This window comes from Oceanobacillus sp. FSL W7-1281 (assembly GCF_037969835.1).
GTDB lineage: Bacteria > Bacillota > Bacilli > Bacillales > Amphibacillaceae > Oceanobacillus > Oceanobacillus oncorhynchi.
Genome location: NZ_CP150214.1, coordinates 3,972,901 through 3,995,616 on the forward strand (window position 1 = coordinate 3,972,901; position 22,716 = coordinate 3,995,616).

Genomic DNA, 22,716 nt, shown 5'->3' on the forward strand with positions numbered 1-22,716 from the left:
TTTCTAAGCTCTTTTCATCTGTGTCATCTTGTTGTTTTATCGTAAAATTGGTATGCTAATATATACTAGCTTGACGCGGGGTCACGGATAATTAAGAAAGTAGCGTAATATTCATGAATACCTGATTTAGTAATACATGTGAATAACTACAAATATTGATGGTGATATGATGGAAAACGTGATAAATAAATTAAAGAAGAACATTGTAAATCTCACGAATTCGGAAAGAAAAGTTGCTGACTACATAATTAAAAATTCATCAGAAGTTTCTTTTGATACAATCAATCAATTAGCAAAAAAGGTCGGAACGAGTACAACTACAATAATGAGATTCACGAGTAAATTGGGATATGTGGGATATTCAGAATTTCAACATGATTTGCAAGATAATTTAAGAGATAAGGCATCTCCTCACGCCCGATTAGAATCTAATCTAAAAAATGTAGAAGAAGGAGAACTCTGGGCACAAACAATTGATTATTATATTAATCAGTTAAGAACGCTTAGCAGCCACGTTGATAAGGCCTTATTGGATGATATTGTTCAATTGATAACGCAAGCCAGACATGTCTATTGTACCTGCGTGCGCAGCGGGCTTCCTGTCGGCCAGTTTTTAACTCAGAACGTAAATCGAATTAAAGGAAATTGCAGGCTTATGGTAGCGGATACGTCAGATTGGGTAGATGAAGTGGTTTCCATGGACGAAGATGATTTACTTATTGCCATAAGTTTTCCGAGATACGCAAAACGGATTAATGATTTTATAAAAACGGCTAAAGCAAGAGGTGTTAAAATAGTTACAATTACAGATAATTATTCTTCTCCAATTGTTGACTATGCTGATGTAGTCATAACATGTGATGCAAATAGTTTAGCATTTCATAATTCACCGATTGCAGCAGCTGTAGCTGTAGACTACATCATAAACGCATTAGCTATTCAAGCATCTAATAGAGATTCAGATCGCTTAGATAAAGTCGATGAAATTCTTAAAAGTATCCATTACCATGCTAAGGATTAGCAATTCATATTCTAAAGCTTTTCACACTATTTTTTATGTGGTGTGAAAAGCTTTTTTTATTTTTAAATTACTGAAAGGGTTTACACAAATGATCAGACATGCTATATTGTAATAAATATTACACTTTATATTAAAAATGTAATAAATTTTACTAAGGGGTTTTGATTATGTCTAAACAGTATAATGAGAAAGAAACGATACTCACTAAATTGAGAGAATTAAGTTCTACATTACTTGCTGACAGTATGAATTATGAGAATGTAATGGATTATCATATCAAGCCTGTAAATTATAAAGAACCGCTGGTTGGTCAAGTAAGAACCGTGTCCGTTTATCCAGGAGATAATTTATATTTACACTATGCGATTTATGAGTCTAATCCCGGCGATATACTGGTCGTGGATTGTAAGGGTTCTACTTATGCAGCATGCCTAGGTAATTTAATGGCTGCAGCAGCTGAAAAAATGGGAATAAAAGGAATAATTGTTGATGGACTAGTTAGAGATAAACAAGATTTATCGGATATGGATATACAAATATATTCTAAAGGATTTGTGCCGACTGGTCCGCGTAAAAATGGACCTGGAACCTTCGATGACACAATCAGCTGCGGGGGCATCCAAGTTCACTCAGGTGATTTTGTAATAGGTGATGAAGATGGCGTTGTCATTATTCCTCACGAAAAAATAGAAGAATCTATAATATCAGCTGAAAAAAAGCTGGCGTATGAAAACAAACGATTACAAAAGATTATGGAATTTAATTTAAACGAACAACATAATGATACTTCTGCGCTAGAGCCTGCTTGGTTAAGAGACGCAATAAAAAATAATAGTCAATAGAGATGGAGTGTTGGATTTGAATATAGGATTTATTGGATACGGTGAAGTCGGTCGTGAAATCACGAAAAGTATCAGTGAATATAACGTGGATACTATTTATGCTTTTGACCCTTTATTTCATGGATCAGAATCAAAGGATATTTCAGAAGTTACAACGTTAAGCTTTATTAATACACCTAAAGAGTTAGTCAGAAAATCTATTGATATTTTATTTGTGGCAGTTCCAGCTAACAATGCAGTAGAAGTCTGGAATTCTATAATAGATTCTTTAGACACATCCACTTTATATGTTGATTTGACAACAGCGAGTGCCGAAGAAAAAAAGACGATAGCTGAAAAGCTGGATAAAAAAGGATTAAATTTAATTGATGCAGCTATTATGGGCGCTTTAAAGGTATACGGACATAAAGTACCTATGTTAGTTAGCGGAACTAATGGGAACGAATTTGTTAATTGGGGGCAAAAATTCGATATGAATTTAACCTGCATTAGCGAAAAAGTCGGAGATGCAACAAACTTTAAATTTATCCGCAGTATTTTTACCAAAGGCCTTTCCACATTATTGTATGAAGTAATGGAGACAGCTGAAAAACTGGAACTGGAAGACGAAATACTTGATTCAATTACTTCAACAATGGACAGAGATCCGTTTGAAGAAATTGTAGAGAGATATATAAAAAGCAATGTAACGCATTCTAAACGAAGAGAAAAAGAAATGGAGAATGTAATAGAATTTATGAAAAGGAATGGCGTAGAGCCTTATATGACAAATGGTACGAAATCTAAACTTGAATATATTACACGAGCAAAATTAGATGAAAAATTAAAGTCTGAAGAAAAATTGGATTGGAAGAAAGTTATCCATGCATTAAATAGTTAACCTTAATCGAAGGAGGTTTAAAATGGGGATATTAGCATTAGTGATATTTGTTGTAATACTTATATTATGGAGTGTTAAATTAAAGAGAAATTTAGGGGAAGCTGCTTTAATAGGGTTTTTGGCAATACTACTATTAGGCGGTAAGGACGCTGTTAACTTATTTGTACAGGGAATTACGTTTGCTTCGACTTTTTCAGTATTATATGCTGCCATTGCATTTGTATTTATGGCCTATGTAATAGATAAATTAGGAATTGTAGATAAATTACTTGGGATATTAAATTCACTTGTAGGGAGACTGCCGGGGGCACCTGCCTTTATGGATGCTATCGGTTCCTCCGCTCTAGGAACCCTGTCTGGGGGAGATTCAGGGAATACCGCTGCAACTGGGTCAATTACAGGACCATGGATGATTAAAAATAAATGGAACAAAGAAATAGCTGCAACCGTCATGGTTGGTAACGGAGGAATGGCTTCTGTCCTGCCTCCTACTACATCGATGTTTATTGTTTTAGGATTTGCCCCAGTTGCAGCAGCTGTTTCTGTTGGTGAATATTATATTGCTCTCTTTATAGCCGGGGCTTATCAGTTTATTCATAGGGCAGTTATGATAACATTCTTTGTTAAAAAACAAAATATAAAAGCTTTCCCTTCTGAATCGCTTGAACCATTGAGTGTTTCGTTAAAAAAGGGATGGTCATCCATATTTATCTATTTAGGTGCAATTATTCCATTAATGCTTACTATTGGGCCTTTATCAGATAGCTTGATTAATAACCCTTCTATAGGAGAAGAAGCAATCGATAGTATTGATATTGTTGTTTGGATACCAACCCTGATGATTGCTATCGCTTTTTTATTAGGAAAGAAAGCGTTACCAAATTCCAGCCAAGAGTTCATGGAATTTATACAAAAATCCATACCTCGATTTACAGTAATTGGTGCACTTATTTTCTTTGCTGTAGCAGCAAGCGAGGTTTTAACGAAACTCGGACTCTCTGATAATATCGCACAATTTATTGATGCCCTAAATTCTCCAGCATGGTTAACATTATTACTATTGGGCATAGGAATTACGATTATAGCAGGACCTTTAACATCAACGGGTACTTTAACAGCTGTAGGTTTAGTTTCATATGAGATATTAGTTGCAAGCGGATTCTCACCTTTAATTGCTGCTGTTGCAGTGATTACATTTGCTTCAACATCAGCACAAATGCCGCCAGCTTCGGGATCAATTTATATTGCATCTGGCATAGTAGGTGCGAAGCCTGAAAAAACATTTGGTATGTTAATTCTTTATTATGCCGTTCCTGTTGTAATAATAGGATGGTTAATAGGAATGGGAATTTTACCAATTTGGGGAGGATAAAAATTGCAAAAATTTCTAGAAAAAGCTTTTATAGTAAGTCTAATACTATCCATTTTGACTGCATTGATTATGGTTTTAACACAATTGTTTGGATTAATAATTGGTAATGGAGAATTAATGATAAATGTCAGCGATTTATTACTAAGAACCGCAATTATATTAGCTGCAGTATTTTCAGGTATTGCATTTATATTGGGTTACTTTCCAAAATATAAAGGGAAATCGGATTAATCTTGACAAAGATGATGAGAAATCATTTGTGTAAATGAATTGGAATCCCAAAAATGAGGCAGGCTATCCTTAAAATCGGAGAATTTAATGAGGAAAGGAAAACCTGCCCTGTTTTAAAGAAAATATGATGAGTAAGCACCTTAGCTATATTCTGTATTAATCTTTTCTTTCATTACCACATCATCGTTCTCCTCCGCACTTCCTCTAAAACCTTCCTTGGTGCTTCCCTAACCTCAACATCATCCCCCAAGAAAAAGCAGCCAATTCACCATCTCACTAACCTCCTCCTCTTTTCTCACATCAACAAACGTGTTTAAACGCGCCCGAGTCTGGTAAGGATTAGTATAAGAAATAGAAACAGTCAGCGGATGGTACTTTTTAAATTGAGCAATCGCCTTTGGCCCCAGTTCAAGCATGAGATTAATCTCTTCTTTCTGGCTGCGCTGCTTTTCCAAAATCTTTTTCCTGCTCATCCTATGCTTAACAGGATAGGTGCGAATATCAGTAAGCTGATCTACAGGAATAATCTGTGTCTTTTCCTCCTCCAAATGGAAGCCTTCCATCAACCAGTAGCTTTTCTCCCGGTAAAGATGCAGAAGATAAATCGGATAGGATTTACACTCCTCCCCTTCCTGTACAGTAATCCATAAATAACTGTCCATAAGAATATGCTGGATAAGCTGCTCCAACATCGGATGAGGCAAATCAGACAGGTCAAGCAGATCAGGATTATTCGGGTTCGTACCTTCAAATAAGAGGATTTGATTTAAAAGCATCAGATCATCCTGTTGATTTTCAGAGATAAGACCAAGTAATTTTTCAGCCAAGGAGTGGCGACTTTTTAAATAGGGAAGCTGCTGATTTCTGGTAGCCATAAAAGCAAGAAAAAGCGCTTTTATCTCATTATCGGTAAAACGAACAGTTGGCAAGACAGAATTATTCATAACGAAATAACCTCCGTCCCTTCCAACTTCAGCAACAAGCGGCATTCCCATCGCTTCAATCTCTTTGATATCTCGAATAGCAGTAGAACGAGAAATATTAAATTCCTGCATGATTTCTGAGATGGTAAAACGAGAACGATTATTGATATAGCGCATGATGATATTGACCCGCTCCACTTTTTTCATGATATCCTCCTAAACAGTATCATTTTTTGACATAATTTAAGGATAGTATAAACTTATCAAATGAAAAGACAACACATTTGATACAATTTCTAAAAAAGGATGGTTTTAAGTATGGCAAATTATACGTTAGAAGAAAAAGACAGCTTTGTTGTATTAGGCTTTGGAACAGATCTAAAGAGTGATTATACAGATTATATGGGCATCAATCAGGAAAAAGCGGATTTCTGGAATAAAGTAAATGAGGATGGAACGCTTGATAAGTTAAAAAGCGTTGCTGAAAATGAGTCTGTTTTTATTGTGAATGAAGCGGTAAATAACAAAATGATGCATTATGTCGGTGTGCTGACAAAAGAGACTTTACCTGATGCGACAAGGGTGATTCAATTTCCTCAAGGGGAATATGTTGTTGTCAAAGGAGAAGCGGAGACAGCTGAAGTCCTGCATGAGACACTTACTGGTACGGCTTTTGGCGAGGCTCTGCCGGCAGCACAGGATGTTGCGTATGTCGGCGGACCAAATACCTCTGTTGAGATGGGACAGCGGGGCGGTAAGGTATTTGGTGAAATGTGGATTCCTGTAGTGCGGAAGTAATAGTGTTCTGACAGATTAGATTCCAAACAACCTGCCTGTGTATACAGACGGGTTGTTTGATTAATTATTACTTACCTATACAAAAGCATTCTTCTTACATTTTATCTCTACAATCTTTTTTCTTTAATCTTATCAATGTTAGTTTATAATGAGATACATTAAAACATCCCATTACTTCAAATTTTCAACAAACTCTTTATAATTTCTGGCTTTTATCAATCTCTTAACTAACGTACTATTATCAATTATCTCTCCAAGCATTTCATACATTCCCTGCAGGTCTTCCTGAGAATATTTTTTGACACATAAAAGGCAAATAAATTGTACTGGTTTATCTTTCCATTTAATCGGTTTTTCTAACGTACATATAGTTAAAAAAGTTTTCTCCGTTTTCGGAGTTATTGGATGTGGTATAGCTACTAAATTGCCGTATGAGGTAGGGGCAACCTCTTCTCTTTCATAAACTGCTTCTATAAATGTATCGTCTACGAGGCCCTTCTTAATCAATTCATTGTTAAGAAAGCTTAAAACTTCATCCATTGTTTGATACTCTTTTCGAAAAAACATTAAATTTTCATTAAAATAGGTATTTATAGATTGGCTTTTCTCCTCTACAAATTGTCCAATTTTAATTAAATCATTTTCCCCTAGAATAGCATTTACCTGAATTACCGGCACCGAAATTTCACCAGAAATCGGAATAGAACTAACAATAAAATCAATATTATTTAAATTATAATTACGTAATTTATAATACTCCGTCGTGCCAACAACATCCAGTTCTTTACCAAATTGATTTTTCAATTTATAATAAATTAATTGAGCTGTACCAAAGCCCGAAGCACAAACAATTAAACAACGCTTTGGTCCAGACATCAGCTTTCTTCTTTCTATCGCCGCCCCTATATGAAGTGCAATATAGCCGACTTCATTCTCATCTATTTCTGCTCCCATTTCTTCGCTAATTGTCAGCCCGGCTGAAATAGCTGCTTCAAATGCCAGCGGATAATTCTTTTTTATCTCTTCCAACATCGGATTGCGGATATTCATACCGTACTTATATCGATTTACTGCTGGTTTTAGATGAAGGCTTAACCCAAAAATCAATTCTTTATCGTCTTTTATTCCCAAATTAAATTCTTGATCTATTTTATCCAGCGCTCTAGAAACATAACAGAGAATATTCTCATCAATCACTTCTTCTACCGCGTTATTTGCTTGAGAAAGCATTTTTGTCCCGAGCAAATGAAGTGTAATATAAGCTACCTCAGCTTGAGGAAATGTAATCTCTAACTTTTCCTCTATTTCCTTAACAATCTCCTGAGCTACTTTATATTCCTTCTGTTTCAAAATATCCTGTACGTCCATATTATATAGTTTTACATAATGTCCACTTTTAGTTCGTTTATAGGCAATAACAATATGCACTAGCAAATTATTCAATGCAATGTCTGAAAGAGTGATTTGATGAAAATTAATTTGATTCATAATTATTTGCAAAAATACATTTAACAACTTTTGATCAAAGCTTGTTAAATGTAAATCTCCCAATTGTTCCCCCATTTCTTCCTTTCGGTCAAATATATATTCAGACATACAAAAACGAATCTTCATTTCATCCCCTTTCACCTTCAAACCATAATTCGGACGTACATCTAAGTCAATTTCATATGCAGACAGTATTACTCTCACATGCTTTAAATCATTTTGAATGGTAGACCTGCTAATATACATTTCTTCTGCTAGATCGTCTAACTTAATATAATCTTGATTAAGTAAGAGACGAATGATAATATATTTTATTCGTTCCTCAGGTGTCCGCGGAACATACTCGCCGACGGTTTGATCATGACTTGATATTTCTTTTAAAAAGTTACGAAAGTATTGTTCATCGATAACCTTCAGCTGATAACCCTTCCCTTTTAACGATTCAATCGTTCCACCATGCTCTTTTAACAAGCTAGAGAGGGCTTTCATATCTTCCCTTGTTGTTCTGACTGTGACATGATTTACGGCAGCAAGATACCTCCCTGCTACAGGAGCTTCTGCTGCCATTAATTCTCGTAATATCATTTTCATCCTATTTTCTAACATCTTTTTACTTCACCTTACTTTCGGGTGTGTAAATATATTTATTTCTTTTATATAAATTATTTTAACAATAAAGGTCCTGACTCAAACATAGAACCAGAACCTTTACCTATATTTTTTTTTAGAACCACATAGCAAACTTTAAAGTTTTCACAATCTCAATTATAAATGCCAAACAATTATCTGAGAAAAAGCGTTCCTGATTCCGTATTTAAATCCACAGAAAACATTTCAAAGTGGACACTTACAAACAATCTAAAGAAAGCGGACCGCTGCGTCGTTTTTTAATAGAGTTCTCTTACTAAAAACCATTATTTTCGGAAACCTCTTTAATCCAATGTGCACTTTTCTTCGGTGTACGTTTTTTAGTTTCTAAATCAACGGAGAAGAAACCATAACGGTTTTTATAACCATTCATCCACGACCAGTTATCCATAAAGGTCCATAAATGATATCCCTTAGCATTACATCCCTCTTGAATTGATTTATGCAGCCATTTTAAGTGTCCCTGAATAAATTCAATACGATAATCATCCTGAATTTCTCCATTTTCCAAGAATCGTGCTTCATCTTGAACTCCCATTCCATTTTCAGAGACAAAGGATTCAATGTTTCCATAGTTCTCCTTTAAGTTAATCATAATATCATAAATTCCTTTTTCGTAGATTTCCCATCCACGGTATGGGTTCATTTTTCTACCCGGCATTTCATAGTTATCGAAGAACCAGTCTGGCATAAAAGGACTATATGGATTTGGTAAATGCTCTTTCGCTTTCACACGGCGTGGTTGATAATAGTTAACACCTAGAATATCAACAGTGTTAGCTTTGACAAGTTCCTTATCACCATTTTCAGTGATGGGTAATTGACCATACTCCTTTAATATTTCAATTAATTCCTCAGGATATTCTCCCAACACAGCCGGATCTAAAAAACTACGGTTAAAAAATAAGTCTGCAATACGTGATGCTTTTATGTCAGCAGGATGTTGACTTCGCGGGTAAGATGGAGTCAGATTTAAAATGATACCTATTTTTCCATCTCTCATTCCTGAAGCACGGAAAGCCTCAACTGCTTGAGCATGAGCAATCATCGTATGATAAGCAACCTGTACTGCACGCCTTCCATCTACTATATTAGGATAATGGAAATCATAAAGATAACCGCCTTCTACTGGTACAATAGGTTCATTGAATGTAAACCATTTAGAAACACGATCACCGAACAACCGGAATGCTTCACGGGCATACATTGTATATGCATCAACAACTGATCTGCTTTCCCACCCTCCTTCTTCTTGTAACTCATATGGCATATCAAAGTGGTATAAATTCACAAAAGGTTCAATACCATTAGCAATTAATTCATCAATGACATTATTATAAAATTTCACAGCTTCGTGGTTTACTTCCCCACGTCCACCTGGGATTAGACGAGACCAAGAAATAGACAGACGAAATGTATTATGCCCAATTTCCTTCATTAATTGGATATCTTCTTTATAATGGTGGTAAAAGTCTGAGGTGGTCTCTGGTCCTACCCCTTCATAAAAACGATTGGGTTCTGTTTCATACCAATAATCCCAGATGTTTTTTCCTTTTCCATCTTTATTTGCAGCACCTTCCGTCTGTGTTGCTGATGCTGCACTTCCCCACCAAAATCCTTCCGGGAACTTGTATTGTACAGTCATGATATACCTCCTAATTATTATGATGATATAATTCAATGATCTCTGTTGCTAAATCACGAACAGTCATAGCATTCATTAAATGATCTTGTGAATGGATTAAAATAATATTGATTTCAGTACTTTTTCCATTAGCTTCTCCTTGAAGCAGGTTTGTTTGAAATTCATGTGCTTTATTTAGTTCCTCACCCGCTTCAATTAATTTACTTTCTGCTTCTTCAAAGTTTCCTTCTTTCGCTTCTTGAATGGCTTCCATTGCACTAGAGCGACCATTTCCTGCATATAAAATAATTTGAAATGCAATTTCTGTAATATTTTTCATGCACTTTCCCCTCTTTTCAATAGCTGACATCCTATATTTTATAAATAGGATTGATCCCGTTTTTACCGCTAGGACCATTTTCTTGTTAGATTAATAATTTATATTCATTTTATATATAGCGACGTACATATCCAGCATTTAGTAAATTTCACCCTCTTTCACTATGATAAAGAAGATTGCTCAATTGACAATCAGCTGGATGTTCAGTCGCAATTATATTCTTATAGCGATAATCACTTCTGCTTGTGATTCTCTTTATGCTCCAAAAAGATTGCTTTAATCCATTTTTTAATAAATAGACAATGGTGCTTTATTTTTATTTGCTGCTTTTCTTCTCATTTTCATAATAGCTTTTATCAATAATCTTAAGGAAAGGCCACCAGATTATCATTACGACTATTAAGTTAAATGCTTGCAATACTGCCCCCTGCCACGCATTTCCTGTCGCCAAGAATCCACTGAGAAGCGGCGGCGTAGTCCATGGCACAATAATTCCTGCTGGTTTTGGTACGATACCCGTTGACATCGCAAAGTACGTTATAATCGTTACAACAACTGGTGCAAGAATCCAAGGAATGAGAGATAACGGATTCATAACAATTGGCAGCCCAAAGATGATTGGTTCATTTACATTAAATATACTTGCTGGTGCACCTAGTTTGCCAAGTTCTTTCATCTGCCTGCTTCGACCTATTATTAAGATTAAAATGATAACTGCTAACGTCATACCAGTTCCGCCCATACCAACTAAGAAGGTATCAATAAACTGTTTGGTTACAACGTTTGGTATTTCTTGACCAGCTTGGAATGCTTGTAGATTTTCATTATTTAAAGCGTACCAGATTGGGTCAAATACAGAGTTTATAATAATCTGACCGTGCAATCCAAAGAACCAAAATACTTGAATTAAAAGAACAGCAATAATTGTTGCTGGTAAACCGCTGCCTAGTGCAGTCAGTGGCTCTTGAATAAGCGTATAAATAAAATTCTGTATCGTATCGAACGGAGTAAAGCTGAATACAATTCTGAGAACTAAAAAGATGGATAATGTCAAAGCAACCGGAATCAATGCACTAAATGATTTAGAAACCTGATCTGGTACTCCAGCCGGCATTTTAATTGTCCAATTTTTTTGAGTGAAAAATCTATATAACTCAGCGGAAACGAATGCGGTAACAATTCCCAAAAACATACCTTCCGCACCTAAGCTTACAGCCGGGATAGCACCAGCCACTCCTTCAAGAACTTGTGGTGTTAATATTAAGAATGATGCGATGGCAACTGTACCACCATAAATAGCTTCCAAACCGTATCGCTGCGTTAACTTATAACCAATACCTACGATAACAAATAATCCCATGAGGCTTAACGTTGATTCTGATGCTGGTGCTAATGCATTTTGGTAAGTTGCAAACGCTTCTTCTCCAATTAACCTATCTAAGAATGGAAGATTTGCCAAAACAACGAAAATGGAACCGAAAATAATAAATGGTAACGCAACCATGAACCCATCACGTAAAGCTGTTAAATATCTATTGTTGTTTAATTTATCCGCAATCGGCAACAGAATATTTTCCAAAAACTCCATAAACTTATTCATTTATTACCCCTCCTTTGACGGTTATTTTTCAATCAATTCTAATGCTTGATTTAAAACAGCTTCCCCATCTACACGTCCATATGTCATTGGATCAATAACATCTAATGGAATTCCAACTTCTTCTGCCACAGGAGTATACTTCTTCTTCATGAATCTCATTTGCGGGCCAATCAAAAGAACATCTGCCTTTTCCATTTCAGTTGGTGCTTTATCTTGTGCAACAGCCCAGATAGTTACTTCAATTCCTTTAGCTTCTGCTGCTTCCTCCATTTTTTTAACTAATAGACTTGTTGACATACCTGCTGAACATGCTAATAATATTTTTTTCATCTATAATTCCTCCTAAAGTGTTTTATTAAAATAATGTTTTGTGAAACTATCCTTATAGTAATTCTAAAACGCTTACAACTAAACACATTGTTTTTCCTCTTTGAAGGGGAAATACATTAAGATGCACAAAAAACATCTACACTCTCCAGTGTTGCACAAATCTTGCTACATCTGCCTACGCTCTGCCATATATAAAAATTCTTCAGCTTCTCAAACATTGATTCTACAACATCCAACGAACATAACCAACACTAAACCCTTTAATACACACTATCTTGGCATGTTTTTTGCTAGGTAAAAGCAAAGGAGGTGAACGAATGAGGTGTTTTATATTCGCAACACACGGCTATCTATCGGAAGCATTTGTATATTCCATAGAGATGATATTGGGTCAGCAAGAAAATATGCACTCTATTAAAATGAATCCAAATACAAGTACAGCATCCATTCAAGAACAATTACAACAAATAGTTGCTAAGCAAGAATCTGATACGGAATATGTAGTGCTCACAGATATTTTAGGCGGAAGCATTACTAATTTAATGGCCGAATGGATGACGAAGGAAAATATTCATGTTCTAACCGGAACCAATCTCCCAGTGGCTATTGAATTAATCAGTAACAACGAAGATATTAGTCTCAAACAACTTATTCACAAAAGTATCTATCAAGGAAAAGAAGGGATTGTCTACGTTAATGAAGTTGTCGAAAGGCAGGAACAGGAAAGGATGGAATTCTGATGATTAAACTGGTAAGAATCGATGATCGGTTATTACATGGGCAGGTAGCTTTTGCCTGGTCAAAGCACTATGACATCAATATCATCTTGGTGGCGAACGATAATGCTGCTCAGGATAAAACGAAACAAATGGCTTTAAAAATGGCTAAGCCACCAAGTGCCAAGCTTTATATTAAATCAGTTGAAGACGCTATCAAAGATTTACCAAAATTGGACAACCCAAAAATGAAAGCGTTAGTCATCATTGATTCTACTAAAGACGCAAAAAGCCTTGTAGATGCCTCTAATAATATCAAAAGTATTAATATTGGAGGGATTCGAATGGCAGAAGGAAAGAAATTAATTTCCAGAGCGGTGGCAGTAGATGACGAGGACATTAAAAATTTAAAGACCATTGAAGAAAAAATCGAAGTAGAGGTTCGCCAAGTTCCCAACGATACAAAAAAATTATTTAAAAACCTTGTTTAAAAACGCTTTGGAAGGAGGAAGAAAATGCTGCTGGAAGCGATATTGATAGGACTTGTTGGAGCAGTTGGAATCCTGGATGGCAGAATTTTTGGACAGACCATGATTGAGCGTCCATTAGTACTTGGTCCAGTGGTAGGTCTGATTCTGGGGGACCTGCAAACAGGAATTATTGTAGGCGCAACACTGGAATTAGTTTGGATGGGGATAGTAGGCATTGGTTCAGCTACTCCCCCTGATGTCACTACTGGCGGAGTGTTAGGAACAGCATTTGCCATTATGACCGATAGCGGTCCAGAAGTTGCCCTGGCCCTAGCTGTACCAATTGCTATTTTAGCACAGTCTTTAGGAATTCTGGTTCGGACGGTAAATACTTTTTTCATTCACCGCGCTGACCGTTACGCCAAACAAGGAGAAACAGGAAAGATAACCCTTATGCATTGGCTGGGTATCTCTTTATTCTTCTTAAATGGATTTGTGCCGAATTTTTTAGGGATTATGTTGGGTTCAGAAACAGTTGAGGCTTTTGTTAATAACATCCCTGCTTTTATTACGAATGGATTAGAGGTAGCGGCTTCGATGTTTCCGGCGTTAGGTTTTGCTTTATTACTTCAAATGACGTTCAGTATGAAGCTTTCTCCCTATTTCTTTTTGGGATTTGTCATTGCTATTTACTTTGGCGTAGATATCACCGGGGTCGCTATTATCGGAGCAATCATTGCAGTAATACTTTATCAGTTAGATAAGTCTGATGAAGAGGAGGTTTCTTTGTAATGGAAGAACAAAACAAACCGGGCGAGATTACTAAAAAAGATTTAAGAAAAGTGTTCTGGCGTTCTTTCACGCTTCAGGGTTCCTTTACTTATGAACGGATGCAGGCTCTAGGCTACCTTTATTCATTAATTCCGCTATTAATTAAATTGTATCCTAATAGCAAAGAACGAGCTGAAGCGTATCAACGGCATTTGGCATTTTTTAATACGACCCCAGCTGTATCCAGCTTCATTATGGGCATATCCGGAGCCATGGAGCAAAAGAACGCAAAAGACAAAGAGAATTTTGATAAAACCACAATAAACAATATTAAAGTAGCATTAATGGGGCCGCTTGCTGGTATAGGTGATTCATTTTTTTGGGGAACATTTAGAGTCATCGCTGCCGGTATAGGCATTTCTCTGGCCAGCGATGGAAATATGTTAGGCCCTATTTTATTCCTGGTATTATATAATGTTCCGCATTTTTTAGCCAGATACTACGGAACTTTCGTAGGGTTTAATAAAGGAACAGACTTGTTAGACAAGATTCAGGAAAAAGGACAATTTGAAAAAATATCTTTAAGTGCATCGGTACTAGGTTTGATTGTGATAGGAGCAATGACAGGAACGTTGATTGATCTGTCCACTCCCCTTTCTTTCAGCATGCAAGGCAGTGAAGTAAACCTGCAAGATACACTAGATGAGATTATGCCAAAAATGATACCGCTTGGTCTAACCTTATTTATACTTTATCTATTAAAGAAAAGCGTCAAAGTGAACTATATTATGTTAGGAATTATTGTAATAGGAATTGTGAGTTCAGTTTTAGGTATTTTCTAAAGGAGGAATTGAAAATGACTGTTAATTTAATGCATCAATATATTTTGGAAGAAAAGGAAGTACTGCTCCATTTACTCGAAAACAGAAAAAAGATTGTAGGATCTGTGATTCCATCTGTAGATAAAGAAGTGAGAAATGTATATATTATCGGTTCAGGGACTTCTTATCATGCGGCAGTAGCTGCCAAGCCACTAATAGAAGAAGTAACTAATTGGGAGGTTCACCCAACTTATCCCACCCATTTTATGCAAGAAAAAATATCGGACAGCAAAAACAATCTTGTTTTAGGTATTTCACAGGGAGGCAGCAGTCTGTCTACGATAAATGGGATAAAACGTGCACAGAAAATGAATATCCCGACAGTTGGAATTTCAGAATATAAAGATAGTAATCTGGCCGATATATCTGATTATTATTTACCTATTGAAGTAGGGGACCAGGAAAAGGCTGGAGCAAAAACGAAAGGATATGTAGCATCCATCCTTACCTTAATGTTATTCTCATTAGAATTTAGCGAGTATAATCAGTTACTAAGTGACGAGAAGTACAATAACTATTTGGCAAGAATGAAGAAAACTTTCGACAAGCTGGATGAAATTGTTCATGCTTCAGAAGAATGGGTTTATCAAATCAAAGATGAATTGACAAACGCCCGTGAAATCATGGTTATCGGGTACGGGTCCCATTATGCCACAGTATTAGAAGGGGCATTAAAGCTTCTAGAAACGGTAAGGGTTCCAGTCATCGGGTATGAGATGGAAGAGTATATGCATGGTGTGTATAATTGCGTCAGTGAAGATAGTAACTTTATTTTTCTAGCATCCGAGCATGAGAACCGGGAAAGATTACTAGCATTGGAAGAATTTCTGAGTAAAGTTACAAACCATTGTTATTTGATAGGAAGTGAAAAAACAAATGCTTCTCAGAAAGATTTGATTATTTCCAGAGATGAAGATTCAATATTTAGTGTCTTTGAATATATTATTCCTCTACAGCTTCTATCTGCTGTATTAGCAAATGAAAAAGGAATTGATCCTGCAGTTTCTAAATTCCAAAATTTCCATCAGCTGATGAAGAGCAAATCATAATAGGGCATTGCAGCGTATCTTCCGCCACGGATACGCTGCAATAACTATTTATTTTAAAAGGATGAGATAGATGGATATAGATCAACTAATTCAATTTCTAAGTCAACAATCCATAAATAGGAAAACGCAGCAGCTGGGAAAAGGGGCTACGGCAACTTTGTTAAGCGATACATTTCAAATGAACCGAAGTGTAGCAAGTCGCCTGTTAAATGACTTATTTCACCGGCAAGAATTAATAAAAGTGAATTCGCGTCCCGTTCTATTCTATGAGAGAAAAACATTGGAAAACTTCTATCATAAAAGAGTGGATACATTTGTCTTTAAAAGTATTTCTGATTTAAAGAGCTATTTTTCTATCAACGAAAATATTTCAGATCCTTTCCAAGAGTTTATTGGTGAATCCATGGATACAAAAAATATGATTGAACAATGCAAGACAGCAATCAGTTACCCTCCGAGCGGGCTGCCAATTCTGCTTACAGGAAGTTCAGGTGTGGGAAAGAGTTACTTAGCAAAATTGATTTATGACTATGCTTCCAATGAAGAGATTATTTCAAACAATGGGAAATTCATTACTTTAAATTGTGCTGAATATGCAGATAATCCTGATTTAATTACTGCGAAACTATTTGGTCATGTAAAGGGAGCTTTTACCGGAGCAGATAATCACAAAATGGGTATTGTAGAAGCCGCGAATAACGGGGTATTATTTTTAGATGAAGCACATCGATTATCTTTTGAGAGTCAGGAAAAGTTATTTCTGCTAATGGATAAAGGAGTCTATAATCCCTTAGGTAGCAATGATATAGAGAAGAAGACAAATGTCAGAGTTATTCTTGCTACCACAGAGAATCCTGGCGAAGCTTTTTTACCTACTTTTACAAGAAGAATACCAGTAATTATCGATTTACCATCTCTTAATCAAATGTCTCTAAAAAAAAGACAGACATTGATTAAAAAATTTTATAAAGATGAAAGCAAACGAATAAACAAAACCTTGGATATTTCTAAAAATGTAATCTACACACTCTTTAAATATGACCCTCCTGGCAATATAGGTGAACTTAAAAACGTTATTGTTTTTTCCTGCGCCAGTGCTTTACAGGAAAATTCCATGGCTGATGACAATATTTCCATTAACATCAGACATTTGCCTGAGCATTTAATAAAACTATATGCAGACAATAAGTATTATTTAAACTATCAATTCAAACATATCTTTTTGGATGAAATGATGATTGATTACGAAGATGAACCTACATTAGCTGACAAACATATTACAAAAACAGAAAGCATAATCCATCATTTATTTAAAGATATACAGACAAAAGTAAAAAATCATCAAGATATACCTTTTTCGGCTCTAGTAGAAGATGTAAAAAAATATTTAGACGAACTGCAGTCTTTTTCTCTTTTAGAAAGCTCTGAACAGAAAGTTAATACCATCGAAAAATTATTGTTCAATGTTCTAAAAGTTTATGATTATACCTTCTATTCACAGCAGACTATTTCAAAAATAACGAAGTATATTATTTACCGAAATGAATCATTTTCAGCGTTAACAGATGAAGAAGGTGTTTTTAGAAAGCTTTTAGAAGGCTTAAAACATGTTTATCCAAGAGAATTCAATCAGGCAAACCTGATTAAAGAGGAAATGGAAAATGTATTAGGATTAACAATTAATTTACTAGATTTGAATATCATTATTTTGTTTTTAAGAAGTTTCGAGAAGCTGACAGATAGTAAAGGAATCAAATCAATCATTGTCTGCCACGGGGAGAATACCGCTTCAAGCATTGCAAATGTAGCCAATAGATTATTGGGAAAGTATCTCTTTCAAGGGTTTGACATGCCTATAGAAGTCTCTGTTTCAGATGTTATCGAGAAAATGAAATTATTCCTTAAAACCATCGATAACCATAATGATATTATTATTTTTGTAGACATGGGTTCCCTTACACAATTATCTGATCGATTAGAAAATAGCTTTAAAGGAACGATTGGTTTAGTCAATAATGTGACGACTTCCATGGTCATAGAAGCAGGAGAAAGTATCCTTCAAAACAAACCAATCAAGCAAATATTAGCGAAAATGAAGAAACAGATACCAAAGTATCAAATCATTGAACCTCCTGCAAACAAAAAAGAAAATGTTATTATTACTACCTGTGATACTGGTATAGGAACGGCTATGAAATTTAAAGAGTTATTGGACAGGATATTTAAAAACATAAAAAATATTGATGTTATCGCATTTGATTATTCCACCTTGGAACATAACGAGTCAGAAAGCGCTTTATTTGACTCGTACAACATTTTGGGTATTGTAGGAACATTGGATCCTGAAATAGAAGGAATACCCTTTGTAGCTATTGAAGACATAATCAACGGAGAAAATCAATTTAAATGGTATGAGATTCTTGGAACCGTATTGACAGAAAGCGAGATAACCGTACTTAACGATAAGCTTCTCAAGCAGTTTTCAATGCAAAGTGTACTTGATCATATCACGATATTAAATCCTGAAAAAATCATTAATCATGTTGAAAGAGCATTAACCTTGTTACAGGAAATATTTCAGGTTAAATTATCTAATTCTTCCAAAATCAGTTTATACATTCATATCAGCTGTTTGATAGAAAGACTCGTTAAACAGCAGCCAATAGAGGTTTATACAGAATTAGATAATTTTGAGCATAAGCATCGAGAATTTATAAGCGGTATTAAAAAGGCGTTCATTCAATTAGAAAATGTTTATAACATCACTTTGCCGACGAGTGAAATCGGTTATATCCACGATATTATAAAGCACAATCATCTGGATTTTGCGTATTAGAATTATAATTAAGACGCTTCAATGTGTTACTGGCTAGAATATTATAGATGTTTATCAAGGTTCAATCTATTAAAAACTCTCCGATATAGTAAAATTTTTTTCATAAGTTCTTCACTATATCGGGAAGTTCATTTTTTAACTTTTAATATATCCTTTATTTTTTCTAAGGTAGTCAGAGAATTCTTTTTAATAATATCTCATTATACACCTTAAAAGATGCGCTTACTTATCAGCATTCCGGCTGTTCATACAGTCGGGATATTAATTATTAATCCAGTATCTGAGGTGTAGGTTTAAAGGATTAAAAATAGAGGTGGATTCATATAACATTAAATTTTTTTAACCAATTTATCAACTACTTGATTTTATATCAGGAGTAAGTTCTAATTTTTTTAAATCAATCACAAAACGATGCTTTTTTACTATATCCAAACCCAGTAAAGCATTATGATTGTTCGGCAACATACCAACATCTATTTCAAAATTTTTTATTGTGAAATTACCAATAACAATATGATTCATAGTCTTTGTATAAAAAGGTACTGGACTACCAATCCCATATACTTCATAAATAGCCTCTCCATTTTCATACATAACACCGATTTCTTCTAAAATATAAGTTGACCGTCATAGAATAATTTCATATCCCCTCCCCACTTTCATCATAGGATCTCTCCGTAAATGAATAATAAAATCTCGATTAGAAGTATGATACACCATTGTACCTTCTTTAGCATGAAAGAATTCTTTATTAGCATTCTTCTCGGAAACTGATCGAATCGGTTCTACTTCATCAACAATTTTTTTATCTCCTTCTTCATGATAATCCAGTATGGAAACCAATATAAACTGATTAGGAAATAATTCTCTCGCTTCTTGCCATCTCATATTCATATTCTCCTTCCTATTATAGTATAAAGAAATACAGTATTTAGCTTAACCACCTGTATAGAAGATTCCCTCCCCGTTTATACAACTTGTATTTCCTTATGTATTAATCATTATATACGAATAACTCATGATACAAAATATCAAATAAGTCTGACAATATCTTTATTATAAATACTTTGACTTGTAGCACCTAACACAATCTCTAATACGTCCTTATATATTCAGTAAAGAAAGATTCATCATGATTAGTATAATCTTTGCTGCCTTGACAGAGTAATTGAAACATTTTAACTTCCCTATAGCTTCTCTTGATTAAAAGTATGATTTACCCCCACAAAAAAACACTCCTGCCCACCACAGCAACAGAAGTGTTTTTAACATTATTCCGCCTTACTTACCTCTTCTACATAAGCGTCACTTTTCGTATAAATCGTTAATCCCTTGATATTTTTTCCTTTATCAGCGAAAACAAAACTCGCCAGATAACCGACAACAAAGGAAACTAAAAAGGAAACCATACTAACAGCAAATGGAGTTAAATCCGTTCCTTGAACAAAATAAGCTACAATAGCCGCAGTCCCCAAGCCTATAAAGACACCCGGCGTATTTGCCCGTTTCGTTAAAATGCCTAATGCGAATACAGCTGCGATAGGTACTCCAAATAATCCAGTTATATCTAAAAATAGATTCCATGTTTCTGCTCTATTCGTAGAAACCAAGTATAATGCAGCTGCCATTCCCAATACGCCTGCAATAATAACTACCAATCTTGCAAGTAATACATCATTCCCCTTCTGCTTTTCAAAAAAGCGTTGTTTAAAATCGGTAATCACACAAGCAGAAATACTATTTAAACTGGAAGAGATAGTTGATTGGGCTGCTGCAAATATCGCTGCAATCAATAACCCTGCTACACCAGCAGGAAGCGTTGTTACAATAAAATAAGGCACAATAGCCGACGTATTTACTTCTTCCGGTAAACCGCCTGAATTAGAATAGTAACTGTATAACATCGTTCCCATTCCATAAAATATCGGAATCGTAATGAGTGCAAGTGCTCCGTTTGTCCAAAGTGATTTATTCGTTTCTTTGATAGAGCTCGTTGTTTGATAACGCTGTACTACATCCTGACTCGCTGTATATTGATGTAAATTATTGAAAATCGAGCCTAAGAAGATAATAGGTATCGCAGCTGCAGCGGTTCCAAACTGAAAATTCTCTGCTGTAATCAGCTTATCATTCTCCAAAGCATCCGTTACAATCGTTGAAAAACCGCCATTTATATAGTTTATCCCAACAACAATGACGAGGATAGCACCGCCAAGCAGAATAATACCTTGAATAACATCGCTCCATATAACCCCTTCCATTCCTCCGAGGAAGGTATAAATAATACATAATACACCTATGATGGAAGCAACCATTATAGGATTTATATCTGAAACCGATGTAATCGCCAGTGTAGGTAAATATACGACGATTGCCACACGGCCAATATGGAATAAAATAAATAATAAACTTCCCACAACCCTTAAGGATGCGCCAAATCTTGCCTCTAAGTATTCATAGGCACTGGTAACATTCAGCTTTCTGAAAAAAGGGATATAAAAATAAATCAGGATTGGAATAATAGCAAAAATAGCAAGATTTCCTGCTGCATAAGACCAATCTGTCAAAAATGCCTGCTCAGGTGTAGACATATACGTGATCGCACTTAATGTCGTAGCATAAATACTAAATCCTGCTGCCCACGCCGGTATTTTCCCGCCGGCAGTAAAAAACTCGTCTGTATTTTTACCGGCCTTCTTTGTAAAATAAAGACCCACTCCAAGCATTGCAATCAAGTATACAATAATGACCAACCAGTTAGCCGTTCCCAGCCCTATTTTATCCATCTTATTTCACTCCTCAAATTATAAGATTTTTTACACACCTGCTGATAAAGCGTTTTCTTATTTAAGCGCAAAAGTCATTAAAAATGACTTTTGCACACACATACTACAATTGGAATTGCTCTACTAATTTAACTACTTCTTCCTGCTTTGATTCATCAAAAGCTTTCATTGGCTGCTTGGTTGTTCCTGCATCAATTCCTTTTACTTTTAAAATTTCTTTCAGTGTCTGATAGATTCCCAGCTCAAGCACTTTTTCAATCAAATCATTGGTAACATGCTGAATTTCATAGGCTTCGGAAACCTTATCCTGCTGGCAAAGTTCAACTATCTGTTTTGCCCGTTGCCCGTTGACATTGTAAGTGCTGCCGATGGCTCCATCTACTCCGGAAATAGCTCCGTAAATCAACATTTCATCAAAACCAGAATAAATCAGTTTATCAGGAAACTTATTTCGCAGTCTTTCTAACAGGAATAAATTGCTATCTGTAAATTTAACGCCGATTACTTTTTTATTCTCAAACAGTTCTTCAAATTGAGCCGTTGAAATAGACACACCGGTCAACGCTGGAATAGCATAAATAATCATATTATTATTCGTTTTTTCAATGATGGTTTCATAGTAGTTCTTGATTTCTTCAAAACCAAATGGATAATAAAACGGTGTCACTGCAGACAGGCTGTCATAGCCTAACTCTGTGGCATATTGACCTAACTCTACCGCTTCATCTAAATTAATCGAACCAACCTGCGCAATTAATTTCACATCTGATTTTGCTTCTTCTTTCACGGTTTTAAAGATAAATTTCTTTTGTTCCAGCGACAACATGAAATTTTCTCCTGAACTTCCATTAACATATAATCCATCGACTTTTTGCACATCTATATTCTGCCTTACAATTTCCCGTAAACCTTTTTCCTCTACCTTTCCTTCTTCATCAAAAGGAACCAATAATGCTGAGAAAATACCCTTCATAATAAAAAACCTCCAAAGTAGTTGAAATAAATAAGTCTTTAAATATATAATATGGTCAGACCAATTTTCGATATGTTCATCATAGAAGGTGTCACCTTAATTGTCAAGATAATTTTTAGTAAATTTCGACTCCTGTA

At 35.3% G+C, this 22,716-nt stretch carries 21 protein-coding genes and 1 pseudogene; 12 read left to right on the forward strand and 10 right to left on the reverse strand.

Annotated elements, in window-relative coordinates; all coding sequences use genetic code 11:
- Positions 1–169 precede the first annotated feature (169 nt).
- The 5 genes from MKX55_RS19495 (at position 170) to MKX55_RS19515 (ending at position 4,346) form a co-directional block, all read left to right on the forward strand.
- Complete coding sequence (locus MKX55_RS19495; protein WP_256705074.1) at positions 170–1,021, forward strand: MurR/RpiR family transcriptional regulator; 852 nt, start codon at positions 170–172, stop codon at positions 1,019–1,021.
- A 167-nt stretch (positions 1,022–1,188) separates the two neighbouring features.
- Positions 1,189–1,863: an RraA family protein gene (locus MKX55_RS19500; protein ID WP_193064641.1), complete on the forward strand. Its 675-nt coding sequence runs from the start codon at positions 1,189–1,191 to the stop codon at positions 1,861–1,863.
- A gap of 16 nt (positions 1,864–1,879) precedes the next feature.
- Positions 1,880–2,743, forward strand: a complete 864-nt coding sequence (locus MKX55_RS19505) for a DUF1932 domain-containing protein (RefSeq protein WP_339234315.1) — start codon at positions 1,880–1,882, stop codon at positions 2,741–2,743.
- A 22-nt stretch (positions 2,744–2,765) separates the two neighbouring features.
- Entirely contained in the window at positions 2,766–4,115 is a 1,350-nt protein-coding gene (locus MKX55_RS19510; protein WP_339234317.1) for a TRAP transporter large permease subunit, read from the forward strand.
- A gap of 3 nt (positions 4,116–4,118) precedes the next feature.
- Positions 4,119–4,346 carry a hypothetical protein gene (locus MKX55_RS19515; RefSeq protein WP_193064638.1) on the forward strand — a complete coding sequence of 76 codons (228 nt, stop codon included), beginning with the start codon at positions 4,119–4,121 and terminating at the stop codon, positions 4,344–4,346.
- 172 nt (positions 4,347–4,518) lie between these two features.
- On the opposite strand, the pseudogene MKX55_RS19520 reads toward MKX55_RS19515, so the two are convergent.
- Positions 4,519–5,476, reverse strand: a pseudogene (locus MKX55_RS19520) (HTH domain-containing protein).
- Between the two features lie 111 nt (positions 5,477–5,587).
- Here MKX55_RS19520 and MKX55_RS19525 point away from each other — a divergent pair.
- On the forward strand, positions 5,588–6,067 hold the full coding sequence (locus tag MKX55_RS19525; RefSeq protein WP_339234319.1) for a GyrI-like domain-containing protein: 480 nt from the start codon (positions 5,588–5,590) through the stop codon (positions 6,065–6,067).
- Between the two features lie 171 nt (positions 6,068–6,238).
- Here the strand turns inward: MKX55_RS19525 and MKX55_RS19530 are convergent, their stop codons facing one another.
- The 5 genes from MKX55_RS19530 to MKX55_RS19550 all read right to left on the reverse strand — a co-directional run bounded on the left by MKX55_RS19530 (position 6,239) and on the right by MKX55_RS19550 (position 12,097).
- On the reverse strand, positions 6,239–8,161 hold the full coding sequence (locus MKX55_RS19530; RefSeq protein WP_193064635.1) for a BglG family transcription antiterminator: 1,923 nt from the start codon (positions 8,159–8,161) through the stop codon (positions 6,239–6,241).
- A gap of 298 nt (positions 8,162–8,459) precedes the next feature.
- A complete protein-coding gene (locus MKX55_RS19535) occupies positions 8,460–9,848 on the reverse strand; it encodes a glycoside hydrolase family 1 protein (protein WP_256705077.1) in 1,389 nt (462 codons plus the stop codon).
- Between the two features lie 10 nt (positions 9,849–9,858).
- Positions 9,859–10,167 (reverse strand): PTS lactose/cellobiose transporter subunit IIA, encoded by a 309-nt coding sequence (locus MKX55_RS19540; RefSeq protein ID WP_193064633.1) that lies wholly within the window; start codon positions 10,165–10,167, stop codon positions 9,859–9,861.
- A 316-nt stretch (positions 10,168–10,483) separates the two neighbouring features.
- On the reverse strand, positions 10,484–11,767 hold the full coding sequence (celB, locus tag MKX55_RS19545) for a PTS cellobiose transporter subunit IIC (protein ID WP_193064632.1): 1,284 nt from the start codon (positions 11,765–11,767) through the stop codon (positions 10,484–10,486).
- A 21-nt stretch (positions 11,768–11,788) separates the two neighbouring features.
- Entirely contained in the window at positions 11,789–12,097 is a 309-nt protein-coding gene (locus MKX55_RS19550; RefSeq protein WP_042529758.1) for a PTS sugar transporter subunit IIB, read from the reverse strand.
- Positions 12,098–12,414: 317 nt separating this feature from the next.
- Here MKX55_RS19550 and MKX55_RS19555 point away from each other — a divergent pair, with 317 nt between their 5' ends.
- The 6 genes from MKX55_RS19555 (at position 12,415) to MKX55_RS19580 (ending at position 18,820) form a co-directional block, all read left to right on the forward strand.
- Positions 12,415–12,837 carry a PTS sugar transporter subunit IIA gene (locus MKX55_RS19555; RefSeq protein WP_212928947.1) on the forward strand — a complete coding sequence of 141 codons (423 nt, stop codon included), beginning with the start codon at positions 12,415–12,417 and terminating at the stop codon, positions 12,835–12,837.
- A complete protein-coding gene (locus tag MKX55_RS19560; RefSeq protein WP_339179959.1) occupies positions 12,837–13,304 on the forward strand; it encodes a PTS sugar transporter subunit IIB in 468 nt (155 codons plus the stop codon). Before MKX55_RS19555 ends, MKX55_RS19560 begins: the two co-directional genes overlap by 1 nt.
- A gap of 24 nt (positions 13,305–13,328) precedes the next feature.
- The gene (locus MKX55_RS19565) at positions 13,329–14,075 is read left to right on the forward strand and encodes a PTS sugar transporter subunit IIC (RefSeq protein WP_212928949.1); all 747 of its coding nucleotides are present in this window, start codon (positions 13,329–13,331) and stop codon (positions 14,073–14,075) included.
- Entirely contained in the window at positions 14,075–14,896 is an 822-nt protein-coding gene (locus MKX55_RS19570) for a PTS system mannose/fructose/sorbose family transporter subunit IID (RefSeq protein WP_212928950.1), read from the forward strand. The genes MKX55_RS19565 and MKX55_RS19570 overlap by 1 nt, the downstream gene beginning before the upstream one ends.
- A 14-nt stretch (positions 14,897–14,910) precedes the next feature.
- A complete protein-coding gene (locus MKX55_RS19575) occupies positions 14,911–15,984 on the forward strand; it encodes an SIS domain-containing protein (RefSeq protein WP_339234327.1) in 1,074 nt (357 codons plus the stop codon).
- A 70-nt stretch (positions 15,985–16,054) separates the two neighbouring features.
- The gene (locus MKX55_RS19580; protein WP_339234329.1) at positions 16,055–18,820 is read left to right on the forward strand and encodes a sigma 54-interacting transcriptional regulator; all 2,766 of its coding nucleotides are present in this window, start codon (positions 16,055–16,057) and stop codon (positions 18,818–18,820) included.
- Between the two features lie 351 nt (positions 18,821–19,171).
- Here the strand turns inward: MKX55_RS19580 and MKX55_RS19585 are convergent, their stop codons facing one another.
- From MKX55_RS19585 to MKX55_RS19600, 4 genes are all read right to left on the reverse strand, one after another.
- The gene (locus tag MKX55_RS19585) at positions 19,172–19,414 is read right to left on the reverse strand and encodes a hypothetical protein (protein WP_339234331.1); all 243 of its coding nucleotides are present in this window, start codon (positions 19,412–19,414) and stop codon (positions 19,172–19,174) included.
- 33 nt (positions 19,415–19,447) lie between these two features.
- Complete coding sequence (locus tag MKX55_RS19590) at positions 19,448–19,708, reverse strand: hypothetical protein (RefSeq protein WP_212928954.1); 261 nt, start codon at positions 19,706–19,708, stop codon at positions 19,448–19,450.
- Between the two features lie 383 nt (positions 19,709–20,091).
- Positions 20,092–21,606, reverse strand: a complete 1,515-nt coding sequence (locus MKX55_RS19595; protein ID WP_212928955.1) for a sodium:solute symporter — start codon at positions 21,604–21,606, stop codon at positions 20,092–20,094.
- Positions 21,607–21,709: 103 nt separating this feature from the next.
- Positions 21,710–22,579 (reverse strand): N-acetylneuraminate lyase, encoded by an 870-nt coding sequence (locus MKX55_RS19600; protein ID WP_212928956.1) that lies wholly within the window; start codon positions 22,577–22,579, stop codon positions 21,710–21,712.
- Positions 22,580–22,716: the final 137 nt, after the last annotated feature.